The 11,324-nt window shown below is 71.9% G+C and carries 10 protein-coding genes; 5 read left to right on the forward strand and 5 right to left on the reverse strand.

The features are described 5' to 3' along the window. Positions 1-142 precede the first annotated feature (142 nt). The 3 genes from D7W81_RS43565 (at position 143) to D7W81_RS21040 (ending at position 5,078) form a co-directional block, all read left to right on the forward strand. A complete protein-coding gene (locus tag D7W81_RS43565) occupies positions 143-2,554 on the forward strand; it encodes a serine/threonine-protein kinase (RefSeq protein WP_244227330.1) in 2,412 nt (803 codons plus the stop codon). Between the two features lie 170 nt (positions 2,555-2,724). Beyond that, positions 2,725-4,095, forward strand: a complete 1,371-nt coding sequence (locus D7W81_RS21035; RefSeq protein WP_120557172.1) for a phosphomannomutase/phosphoglucomutase — start codon at positions 2,725-2,727, stop codon at positions 4,093-4,095. Positions 4,096-4,145: 50 nt separating this feature from the next. Continuing rightward, positions 4,146-5,078: an ROK family protein gene (locus D7W81_RS21040; protein WP_120557173.1), complete on the forward strand. Its 933-nt coding sequence runs from the start codon at positions 4,146-4,148 to the stop codon at positions 5,076-5,078. Between the two features lie 51 nt (positions 5,079-5,129). Here D7W81_RS21040 and D7W81_RS21045 read toward each other — a convergent pair whose 3' ends face one another. Together D7W81_RS21045 and D7W81_RS21050 are read right to left on the reverse strand one after the other, a co-directional pair. Beyond that, a complete protein-coding gene (locus D7W81_RS21045) occupies positions 5,130-6,179 on the reverse strand; it encodes a WD40/YVTN/BNR-like repeat-containing protein (RefSeq protein ID WP_120557174.1) in 1,050 nt (349 codons plus the stop codon). 58 nt (positions 6,180-6,237) lie between these two features. Beyond that, complete coding sequence (locus D7W81_RS21050) at positions 6,238-7,128, reverse strand: DUF547 domain-containing protein (protein ID WP_438503366.1); 891 nt, start codon at positions 7,126-7,128, stop codon at positions 6,238-6,240. A 101-nt stretch (positions 7,129-7,229) separates the two neighbouring features. Between D7W81_RS21050 and D7W81_RS21055 the strand changes: the two genes are divergently transcribed. Beyond that, positions 7,230-8,285: a Rieske 2Fe-2S domain-containing protein gene (locus D7W81_RS21055; RefSeq protein ID WP_120557175.1), complete on the forward strand. Its 1,056-nt coding sequence runs from the start codon at positions 7,230-7,232 to the stop codon at positions 8,283-8,285. Positions 8,286-8,345: 60 nt separating this feature from the next. Here D7W81_RS21055 and D7W81_RS21060 read toward each other — a convergent pair whose 3' ends face one another. Next, positions 8,346-8,555: a hypothetical protein gene (locus D7W81_RS21060; RefSeq protein WP_120557176.1), complete on the reverse strand. Its 210-nt coding sequence runs from the start codon at positions 8,553-8,555 to the stop codon at positions 8,346-8,348. Positions 8,556-8,697: 142 nt separating this feature from the next. Continuing rightward, positions 8,698-10,113: a TolC family protein gene (locus D7W81_RS21065; protein ID WP_120557177.1), complete on the reverse strand. Its 1,416-nt coding sequence runs from the start codon at positions 10,111-10,113 to the stop codon at positions 8,698-8,700. 202 nt (positions 10,114-10,315) lie between these two features. On the opposite strand from D7W81_RS21065, the gene D7W81_RS21070 reads away from it, so the two are divergent. Then, on the forward strand, positions 10,316-10,804 hold the full coding sequence (locus D7W81_RS21070) for a MarR family winged helix-turn-helix transcriptional regulator (RefSeq protein ID WP_120557178.1): 489 nt from the start codon (positions 10,316-10,318) through the stop codon (positions 10,802-10,804). A gap of 10 nt (positions 10,805-10,814) precedes the next feature. Here the strand turns inward: D7W81_RS21070 and D7W81_RS21075 are convergent. After that, positions 10,815-11,324: energy transducer TonB (locus D7W81_RS21075; protein WP_147445569.1), on the reverse strand; the 510-nt coding region annotated here is incomplete at its 5' end.

The raw sequence follows: 11,324 nt of genomic DNA on the forward strand, positions 1-11,324 counted from the left end.
GTTCGTTTCGCGGGGTTTGCTGGCACCTGCGGGCGGTTGGAGTGTCGCTGGGAGGACGGAAGGCGCCCCCGGGCACGGGGCGCGGAGGTTGCAAGCCCACTCCGGGTCCGCCCCATTTCCGGGGCGTCAGGCGGGGTGGGTGATGGGCTGCAAGCGCTGCGTGGGCGAACACCGGGATGGGGAGGCGTGCCCCGTCGTCGCCCGGCCTCCGGTGCCGGGAGATTCGCTGGAGGGCCAGCGGCACGGGCCGCTGCTCTTGAAGCGCCGGCTGGAAGTGGGGGCGGTGGCGTCGGTGTACCTGGCGGAGTACGTGCCCACGGGGCACCGCTTCGCGGTGAAGGTGCTGCACGCGCACCTGGCGGCCCGTCCTGCCGTGCGCGCGCGGTTCATCGCGGAGGCGCTGGCGCAGCGCAACGTCGTGCACCGCCACGTGGCGCGTGTGCTGGACGTGCGCCCGGGCCCCCAGGGCCTGCCCTGCGTGCTGATGGAGGCACCGGAGGGCGAGTCGCTGAGCGCGCTGCCCCTGCCGTTGTCACCGGTGGAGGTGGGGGAGGTGTTGGAGCAGGCGCTCGCGGGGCTGGAGGCGGCGCACGCGCGGGGGCTGGTGCACGGAGACCTCACGCTGGATTCGATGTTCGTCACGCGCGACGCGAAGGGTGAGCGGCGCGTGCGGGTGCGCGACTTCGGCGCGGGCGCGGTGCGGGAGGCGGCGCTGTCGCGGGAGGAGCGCGCGCTGGGCATGACGGTGGGCTCGCCCACGTTCATGGCGCCCGAGCAGTGCGCGGGGATGAATGGCGGTCCGCGCGCGGACGTGCACGCGATGGGCGTGGCGGGCTACCTCCTGGTGACGGGCCGGCTGCCCTTCGGGTTGGGCCGCTCCGCGGACGTGACGCTGTTCCCGCCGCACGCCGTCAACACGAGCGTGCCGCCCGCGCTGTCCACCGTGCTGCTGCGCGCGCTGGCCGCGAAGCCGGAGGACCGGTTCGACAGCGCGTGGGCCTTCCGCGTCGCGCTCGCGGAGGCGCTGGGCATGAAGGCGCCCGTGCGTAACGTGGCGGCGGATGCGACCGGGGACCTGTCCGACGTGGCCGTGACGGACGCCGCGGAAGAGCAGGGCGCTGCCGACGCTCACGACGCGGACGACTTCGACATCGTGGAGGACGTGCCCGAGTGGGGCATGGCCGCCACGTCCATGGAGGATGCGGCCCTGCGCGCGGCGAATGGCGCGCCGTCCAAGGCCCGCACGGGTGAAGTGGCCATGCGCGAGGAGGTGGCCGCGTTCTGGGCCTCGGCCGTCGCGCTGCTGGGGCCCGCCGAGCCGGAGCTGCCGCTGACCGGGGCCACGCCGGCTCCGGGGGCTCCCATCCTCCTGGTGCAGCCGGCCGCATCCAACGCGCCGGCCGCGACCATGAAGCTCGGCATCGTGGAGGCGAACCCCGTCCAGGCCGCCGCGCCCATCCTGCTGGTGGATCCCGCGTCGCCCCTGGACGTCACGCCGCCTCCGGTGGTGAACCCCACGTCCACGCTGGGCGCCGCGGCCATCCCGTTCATGACCCTGGCGCCCACGGTCATTCCGTCGCCCCCGCCCATTCCGCTCGTGGACGTCGTGGAGGACGCCGCGCCCATCCCGCTGGTGAACGCGGTGGCGCCGCTGGAGGCCTCCGCGCCCCGCACGGACGCGCCCGCGGACCTGCGCGTGCGCCTGGGCCTGACGCCGGGCGAGGTCCTCCAGCCCGTCTCCGTGAGCGACGTCGCCCCCGAGGGCCTCTTCGCCGAGTGCCAGGGCTCGCTGCCCCCGCTCGCCGCGCGGCTGACGGTGGAGGTGTCCTTCCGCGGTGAGACGGCGCTGGGCGCCTGCGACGTCGTCCGCCACGTGACCTTCGACGAGGCGCGCACCTGGAACGTGCCCGCTGGCGTCTTCGTCCACTTCTCCGACGAGTTCCCCGCGCTGGGGCGGCTGCTCTCCCGCGCGCTCATGGAGGACGCGGAGCCCGCGCCCGACGCGGAGCTGGGCCGGCTGCTCTCCCGCGCGGAGGCCGTTGCCCGGGACCCCTACACGCTGCTGGGCGCGAAGCACGACGCGGACTTCGCGGACATCCACCGCCGCGCCCAGGCCGCCCTGCGCCGCCTGGTCGCCTTCCAGCAGCGCCCGCTGCCCGCCTCGCAGCGCCAGGCCCTGGATGCCCTGCGCGTCCGCGTGCTGGCCGCGCAGCGGATGCTTGGAGATCCGCTCTCCCGCGTGGGCTACGACGCCACCCGGGGGAACGTGGGGGGCCTTGCCCGCTGCGTCGCCGCGGGCGTCCCGGAGCCCACCATGGAAGCGCTGCGCAGCGCCTTCCTGGCCGCCCGGCCGGAGGTGGAGAAGAAGGCCCGTGCCCTCTTCACCCAGGGTCATGCGTTGGAGGTCCAACGGGCCGTCCCGGCCGCGCTGGAGCGCTACGCGGAGGCCCTCAAGCTGGACCCGCTGAACACGTCCTGGCTGAAGCACTACCAGTCCCTGCGGCGGCAGGTGCCGGTGGGGGCCGGGGCCGGGATGGCGGGGGCCATGGCCTGATGGAGGCCATCAGCCGTCCCCGGGGGTAGGTTCCGCCCTCCCGGGGCGGCCCGGGCGTTCAACAGTCAGCCGGGCGCGTTCGGGTGTGTGCAGCCCCCGGGGCCCCTCGTGTAGTGTCCGACGCCTTCCGTTACGCCCTCCCGGTTCCTGTCGAGGGTGGGGACACTGCCATGAACGCGCACATCTTCCGCGAGTACGACATCCGAGGTCTGGTGGACAAGGACCTCACCATCGAGGTGGTGGAGCTCCTGGGCCTGGGCCTGGGCACCATGATCCGCCGCAAGGGCGGCACCTCCATCGTGGTGGGCCGCGACTGCCGCGAGTCCTCCACGCGCTTCCGCGACGCGCTCGCGAAGGGCCTCACCGCCACCGGCCTGGACGTCTACGACGTGGGCGTGGTGCCGACGCCGCTGACCTACTTCGCGGCGAACACGCTGCCCGTGGACGGCCTGGCGATGATCACCGGCAGCCACAACCCGAAGGAGTTCAACGGCTTCAAGATTGGCGCGGGCAAGACGACCTTCCACGGCCCCGAAATCAAGGAGCTGCGCCGCCTCATCGAGGCCAAGGACTTCGCGACCTCGAACAAGCCCGGCAAGGTGACGCCCTTCGACATCATCACGCCTTACAACCACTTCATCCGCCAGACGGTGAAGGTGGGCCGCAAGGGGATGAAGATCGTCATCGACGCGGGCAACGGCACGGGCGGCGCCATCGCGGTGCCCCTGTTCGAGGCCATGGGCTTCGACGTGGTGCCCCTGTTCTGCGAGATGGACGCGGACTTCCCCAACCACCACCCGGACCCCACGGTGGTGGAGAACCTCCAGGACCTCATCAAGAAGGTGAAGGAGGTCAACGCGGAGGTGGGCATCGCCTATGACGGCGACAGCGACCGCATCGGCGTCATCGACGACCAGGGCAACGTGCTCTGGGGGGATCAGCTGATGGTGCTCTTCAGCCGCTACGTGCTGAAGGAGTCTCCGGGCGCGGCCATCATCGGCGAGGTGAAGTGCAGCTACACGATGTACGACGACATCGCGAAGCACGGCGGCAGGCCCATCATGTGGAAGGCCGGCCACTCCCTCATCAAGTCGAAGATGAAGGAGGAGCACGCGGAGCTGGCCGGCGAGATGAGCGGCCACATCTTCTTCAAGCACCGCTACTTCGGCTTCGACGACGCGGTGTACGCGTCCGCGCGCCTGCTGGAGATCCTGACGCACGAGAAGCAGTCCATGTCGCAGCTGCTCTCCGACGTGCCGAAGACCTTCGCCAGCCCCGAGCTGCGCTTCGACACGACGGAGGAGAAGAAGTTCGCGATGGTGAAGCGCGCCACCGAAATCCTCCGCGACGCGGGCCACAAGGTGGTGGACGTGGACGGCGTGCGCGTGACGTTCCCGGACGGCTGGGGGCTCATCCGCGCGTCGAACACGCAGCCCATCCTGGTGCTGCGCTACGAGGCCAGCACGGAGGCGCGCGTGAAGGAGATTCAGGCGCTCATCGAGAAGACGGTCGCCCAGGCGCAGAAGGAAGTCGGCGCCTGAGGCCCCGGCGCTCCTCGCGAAGCACACGCACGTAAGGGAAGGAACTGGCCATGCCGACGCTGGGAATCGACCTGGGCGGGACGTTCGCCCGGGCCGCGGTGGTGGATGGGAAGGGCGTCATCCTCGCGAGCGCCAAGGTGGCGCTGCAGGACCGCAAGCCGCAGGGCGTGGTGGAGACCATTGCCCAGGCGGCGGAGCAGGCGGTGAAGGAGGCCGGGGTGAAGGTGGACGGCTGCGGCGTGGGCGCGGCCGGGCAGATCCACAAGGATTCGGGCGTCATCTCCGTGGCGCCCAACCTGGGCTGGCGCGACGTGCCGTTTGGCCAACTGCTGACGAAGCGGCTGGGCTTCGCGGTGAAGGTGGTGAACGACCTGTCCGCGGCGGCGTGGGGCGAGCTGCATGCGGGCGCGGGGCGCGGCGCCCAGGATATCCTGGTGGCGTTCGTGGGCTCCGGCGTGGGCAGCGCCATCATCGCGGACGGGCGGCTGGTGACCGGCGGCGGCGGCGTGGCGGGCGAACTGGGCCACATCAAGGTGGTGCCCGGCGGCCGGCTGTGTGGCTGCGGTGAGCACGGCTGCCTGGAGGCGTACGCGGGCGGCCACAACCTCATCGCGCAGACGAAGGAGCTGCTGGCGTCGGGCAGCTCGCGCATCCTGGAGCAGCTGACCAACGACGACCCGGACACCATCACCCCGGTGACGCTGGAGACGGCGGCGGACGCGGGCGACGTGAAGGCCAAGGAGATCCACTCCCGCGCGGCGCAGTTCCTGGCGCTCGCGGTGGCCAACTACGTCACGGTGCTCAACCCCTCGCGGCTGGTGGTGGGGGGCGGCGTGCTGATGCACTGCCCGGGGATGAAGCGGCAGGTGCTGGACGGCGTGCAGCAGTGGTCGTCCCGCGTGTCTCGCGAGGGGCTGCTCATCGCCGACGCGGAGCTGGGCGACGACAGCGGCATCATCGGCGCGGCGCTGCTGGTGAAGTGAAGCACCCGGCGCGGGGAGGCGTCTCCCCGCGCCAGGGGCAATCCCGGAGCGCTACGGCTGCTTCGGAGCGGCCGTGAAGACGAGCTTCGCGATGCGCCCCTCCTCACCCACGGCCCAGGCGGTGTCCCGCGCGCGCGGCGGCGTGGCCACGGCGTGGAAGCCCGCCGGGTCCAGCGGCTCCCACGTCCTGCCCGCGTCCTTCGACACGTCCGAACCCGTGGGCCCCACGGCGACGAGCCACAGCTTCCGCTCGCGCGTGAGCGGGGCCACGCAGGAGCGGTAGCCCCCGGGAGGTTTGCCCGGCACGGTCCACTTGCGCTTGCCCGCGTCCAGCGTGAGCGCCGCGTTGCCGGTGGCCACCTCCGGCTGCTTGTAGTTGCCGCCTACGGCAACGCCCGCCATGGGGCTCCAGAAGTAGAGCGAGAACACGCCCGCGCCCTCACCGGTGGCCAGCGGCGTGGGCGCGATGCCCCACGTCTTGCCCCGGTCCGCCGAGTGGAGCACGCGCGCGATGGAGCCCCCCAGTCCGAACCAGACGTGGGACGTGCCGTACACGGCGATGCTCGTGCCGCTGGCGGCGAAGCCCGCCTCGCCCGCGAGCGCGGCCGGCAGCGCTCCTTCCGGCACGGGCTTCCACGTCGCGCCGCCGTCCTCCGTGGTGATGACCACGAAGTGTCCGTTCACCGGGTCGCTGAACGCGATGCCGTGCTGTTCGTCCCAGAAGGCCATGCCGTTGAAGAAGGCCCCGGGCACGGCGTTGGTGAACTGGAGCGTCCAGTGCGCGCCCCCGTCCGTCGTCTTGTAGATGCGCGACTTGTCACCCGCGCCAATGGACAGCACATACGCGGTGCGGTCGCTGAAGGCATCCACGTCGCGGAAGTCCAACGCGTCGGCTTCTGGCACGGGGGCCCGCGTCCACGTCTTGCCGCCGTCCGTGGTGCGCACGACGGTGCCCTTGTCGCCGCTGGCCCACGCCACGCGGCCGTCCACCGCGCTCACGCCGCGCAGCCGCACCGCCGTCCCGCTCGCCTGCGGCTCCCACTTCATGTCCGCGCTCCCCAGGGCCAGCCACGTCGCCAGCCACACCGCTCCCATCGTCATGTCCCGGTGCCTCCCGCGTGTTCGTCCACGAAGGAGGGACGCTAGCCGAAGGGGGCTGTCACCGCCGCGCGGCGGTCGCCGTATCGGGCAGCGAGGTGTCCTCGGGGATGAAGTCGATGCGGCACTTGTCCAGCTGGGGGCCACAGGCGCGGTCCAGGTCGCCGCGCGTGTCGCAGCCCGGGCGCTCCTCGCAGGTGTCCGGCAGGAAGGCCCAGACGAACTGGAGCACGTTGCCGCCCCGGCCCTCCGGCAGCGCGGCGAGGAAGTCCTGCTGCCGGTCCTGGAGCAGCCGCGCCAGGTGCACGGTCTTGTCCTCCAGCTTCACGTGGCGCGCGTCGCCCATGTACCGGCGGCTGGCGTCGTTGAGCTGGGCGTCCAGGAACTCCGGCTGGTAGGGCGCGCCGTCCAGCCGGGGCCCGCCGCGCGTCCCCCGGAAGAGGGCGAAGTGCACGCGCGGGTCGGAGTACTCGCCCAGGAGGATGCGCTGCTCCATCGCCCACAACGTCAGCCGTTCGCCGCCCACCGGCCACGCGTGGCCCCAGTAGAAGCGGCCGAACCAGGACGCCCCCACGCCGTCCGGATGGCGCTCCACCAGCTGCATCAGCACCAGCGCGTTGTACGCGTTGATCCAGTACGCAAGGCCCTCCTCGGGCGAGGGGAACAGCTCCGGCTGACGGTGCGGCGACACCGCCGCGAGCGATGCGACGAAGCGCTCCAGCGCCGCGCGGTCTCGCGACAGGCCCTCGAAGTCCAGGTCTCCGCTGGGGCGCACGTGGCTCAGCGCCTGCGCGTAGTCCGCGTAGCCGAAGGCCCCGGCCGCCGGGGGCACCTGCGCCGGCAGCGCGCCGCCCACGTACAGCCCTGCTCCCACGGCGAGCGCCACCAGCACGGCCAGGGCCGCCACGGCGAGCCAGCGCGCGCGGTGGCGGGAAGGGACAGGGGCATTCACGGCCCGGCAGTCTATGCCGTCCGGCCCGCCTCCCACACCCTTCAGGTCCTTCCTCGACCCACCCGGGGTCCGCCGCGACAGGCCGCTATACTGCCCCGGCCATGGAGCCTACCCCCGACGTCGTCAGGCATTTCCATCCGGTGCTCCCCGCCCGGCAGCTCCGCCGCCAGCCCGTCCGCGTGGAGCTGGCGGGCCATGCCTACGCGCTCTTCCGGGACGCCTCCGGGCAGGCCGCGGCGCTGTCGGACGCGTGTCCCCACCGCTTCGCGCCGCTGTCCAAGGGCACCGTGACGAAGGAAGGCCAGCTCCAGTGCCCGTACCATGGCTGGCGCTTCGACGCGCGAGGGCACGGCGTCAACCCCAGCCAGCCGGAGCTGCGCCACTGCGAGGCGAAGAGCTTCCAGGTGGTGGAGCGCCACGGCTACCTCTGGCTCGCGCGCTCGGACACGCCCCTGTCCGCGATGCCGGAGCTCGCCGGCGGGGACTACGTGTTCGGGGGGACGTTCTCCACGCTGTTCCGGGCGCCGCTGCACGTGGCGCTCGACAACTTCAGCGAGGACGAACACACGCCCTTCGTCCACACCCGGCTGGGGTGGAACGGCGCGCAGGCGGGCGCGGTGGAGTTCGAGGCGCACAACCACGAGGACCACACGGAGGTGCACTACCGCGCCCCGCAGCGGCCCGCGCCCATCATGCGGCTGCTCATGGTGGGCAAGGGGGACTTCTTCCACAACGACTGGGTGACGCGCTTCGACCCGGTGCGCAGCGTCTACACCGTGAGCTGGACCACGCCCGCGGGAGCACCGCGCCCCTTCATCACGCAGGCGCACATCTTCTTCGTGCCGGAGACGGCGCGCACCACGCGCCTGCACGTCTTCTCCTTCCTGCGCACGTCGGTGCCCGCGCTCAAGTCCTTCCTGCCGGTGGCGGCGAAGGCCGCGCTGGGGCTCACCTGGTGGGAGGTGCGCGACGACGCGCGCTTCATCCCCACCGTGGCGGGCACGCCCTACAGCCACAAGGGCATGCGGCTGGACAAGTACGACAAGCCGCTCGTGCACCAGCGCAAGCTCATGGAGCGCATCTACTACGCGCACGATGCGTCCGAGCCTGCTGTGGGGCCGGCGCTGCCCCGGGTCCACGACGCCACGGGCACCTGACGCGCAGGTGCGCCGTCGCGTCGCGAGGACCGGTGGGACGGGCTCCCGAGCTCCGGGCCGTCAGTGCATCGGCGCGGGCTCTTCGTAGACGGGCACCGTCTCCCCGGTGCGCGCCTCGAAGGCGTTGCAGCCGCTGTCACCCGACACCACGAGCGCGAACTGCTGGAGGTGTGGCTGGTTGCAGCTTTGCGTCGCTTCGCCGCTCGGCTCGTCGCTGTTGCCCGCGAAGAAGCGACAGTTCTTGCAGTTGCCCCAGGATGCGTCCGCCATGGTTCCCTCCTCGTGGAACGGGTTCGTAAGAGGAGGGTGGGGCCGGTGATGGCCCCCCACAACGAAGCACCTGCTTCCCGCCCGGGAGGGCAGGGGACCCGGCGCCCTTGAAGGGACGCCGGGAATCACTCCGCACCCGTGCTTACTGCTGGGGCGCGGGCTGCTGCGGGGCCGGCTGCTCCTGCGCGGGCTGCTGCTGCCCGGCCGGCTGCTGCGGCGGGGCCGCCTGCTGGTTCACGCCCCCGCCGGGACGCGCACCCAGGGCGGCCGCGTCCTTGCGCACCGAACCGGACTCGAAGGAGCCCAGCGCGTTGAGCAGGCGCAGCGCGGCGAGGGACGCCTGGAGGCGCTCGGACACGAAGCCGACTTCCGCGTTGGTGAGCGCGGTGTTGGCGTCCGCGACCTCCAGGTAGGTGGCGACGCCCGCCTTGAAGCTCACGTCCGTCAGGCGGTTGGACTCGCGCGCCAGCTCCAGGGCCTCCTCGGCCTTGGAGCGGTTGGCCAGCGCGTTCTCCAGGTCCAGCTTGGAGCGCCGCACCTCTTCCTTCACGCGGGCCTGCGCCAGCGTCTGCGTGACGGTGGCCTCGCGCACGCGCGACGACGCCTCGGAGAGGTTCGCCTCACGCAGGCCGCCGTCGAACAGCGTCCAGCTGGCGCCGAAGGTGATGGCCCACGTCCTGTTGGAGCCGGCGAAGCCCGCCGCGTTCGCGATGCGGTAGGCGCCCGTGACGCCCAGCGTGGGCAGGTAGCTCAGCAGCACGCCCGTCTTGTTGATGCGGGTGAGCTTCAGGCCCACTTCCGCGGCCTGCACGTCCGAGCGCTCCTGCAGCGCCTGGTCCACCAGCTGCTCCGGCGACGCCTGCGCGGGCACCGTCGGCTCCGGCGGCGCGGCCAGGTCGAAGTCCGGGTCCCGCTGGATGAGCGTGCCCAGCGCCAGCTTCAGGCCCGCGAGCGCGTTCTTCGCGCGCACCAGGTCCTGCTCCGCGCGCGAGCGGTCCAGCTGGGCGCGCAAGAGCGCCACGCGCGTCACCGTGCCCGCGTCGAACCGGGCCTGGGTGTCCTTCTCCCGCGCCTGGTTCAGCTCCAGCAGCCGCTCCTGCGCGCGCAGGGCTTCCTGCTGCGCCGCGGCGCCGTAGTACGCCTGCGCCACGCCGAAGAGCACCTGCCGGCGCGCCGTCTGCGTGTTGAGCTCCGCCAGGTTCACGGCCTTGTAGGAGGCCGCGATGCCCGCCCACAGCTGCGGCGCGATGAGGGCCTGCCGCACCTCCGCCTGCGCACCCTGCTGGATGAGGGGCTGGATGGTGATGGGGTCCGGACCCAGGACGCCCCCCGGGATGACGGCCGCCACGTTGTTGCGCGTGATGGACCCGCCCACGGTGATGGTCGGCAGGTAGCCCGCCCAGGCCCGGCGCGTCGCGAGCGATGCCTGCTCGAAGCGCTCCTGGGCGATCTTCAAATCGAGGTTCTGCTGGCGCGCGGACTCCAGAGCCTCATCCAGCGTCAGTACGGGCGCCGCGGCCAGGGTGGCCGACAGGGACAGCGCCAGAAAGGTACTCATACCGCTCGACCTCCTCACCGACTCGCGGGAGCGCGAGGCGGATCCGTCCAATGGACGACTGCGTTGCGTCCTCTACCCGAGCCTGGAGCCTCGTGAAAGTACTCCGCACTGTCGGATGTTGGAATATGCGGAATGTAGTAGCCGTCAATGGTTGATGATGTCAATTGTTTATGTGCGCCCGATGAATTAACGTAACTTCACTATGGATGGTTACAGCGACGGTTCCAGCGAGCAGGTGACGCGCCGGCCGGCGGTCACGGGCGGCACGACAGAGGGCGAAGGGGGGCTGCCCGAGCAGGCATGGACGCTGCTGTTCGAGCTGCTGCACACGCACATGCGCAACTTCCCGGCCCTGGCGGCGGAGTTCGACCTCTCCCCCGTGCAGGCGCACGTGTTGAGACAGCTGGGGGAAGGGGCGCTCGCGATGAGCACGCTCGCCAACTACCTGTCGTGCGACGCGTCCAACGTGACGGGGCTGGTGGACCGGCTGGAGGCGCGCGGGCTGGTGGAGCGCAAGAGCAGCGAGCAGGACCGCCGGGTGAAGATGCTGGTGCTGACGCAGGCGGGCGTGGAGCTGCGCGGCCGGCTGATGGCGCGGCTGAGCGCGCCGCCGCCCCTCATCGCCGCGATGCCGGACGAGGACCTGGCGGCGCTGCGCGACATCATGCGCCGCGCGCTCAAGACGCAGTAGCGCGCGCCCTTCAGTCCAGCAGGAAGGTGTACGAGTACTTCATCTCCGTGGCCACCGCTTCGCCGCCCTTGATGGCGGGCTTGAAGCGGAAGCGGCGGATGGCGTCGCGTGCGGCCTCGTTGAGGCCGTAGCCGGGCCCGGAGATGACCTTCACCTGGGTCACCTTGCCCTCCGCGTCGATGGCGATGGACAGCGTGACGGTCCCCTCGATGCCCGCGCGGCGCGCCTCGTCCGGGTAGGGAATCTTCACCTCGGACGCGACCGACGGCTCCGAGTCCACCTGGTACACGGGCACGTACTTCGGCGCGGAGTAGCCCTTCACGTCCTGGGGCGCCTTCGCGGGGCCGTTGGCCTTGCCGTAGGCGGTGTTGCCCACGGGCGCGGCGAAGGAGCCCGCGCTGGTGGTGGACGACATGGTCATGCCCACCACGAGCGGCGGCGGCTTGGCATTCGGCTCCGGCGGGGGCGTGTCGTTGGGAGGCGGCGGCGCGTCCGTCGGGGGCGGGGGCTTGGGCGCTTC

It is taken from the genome of Corallococcus aberystwythensis (assembly GCF_003612165.1).
Classification (GTDB): domain Bacteria; phylum Myxococcota; class Myxococcia; order Myxococcales; family Myxococcaceae; genus Corallococcus; species Corallococcus aberystwythensis.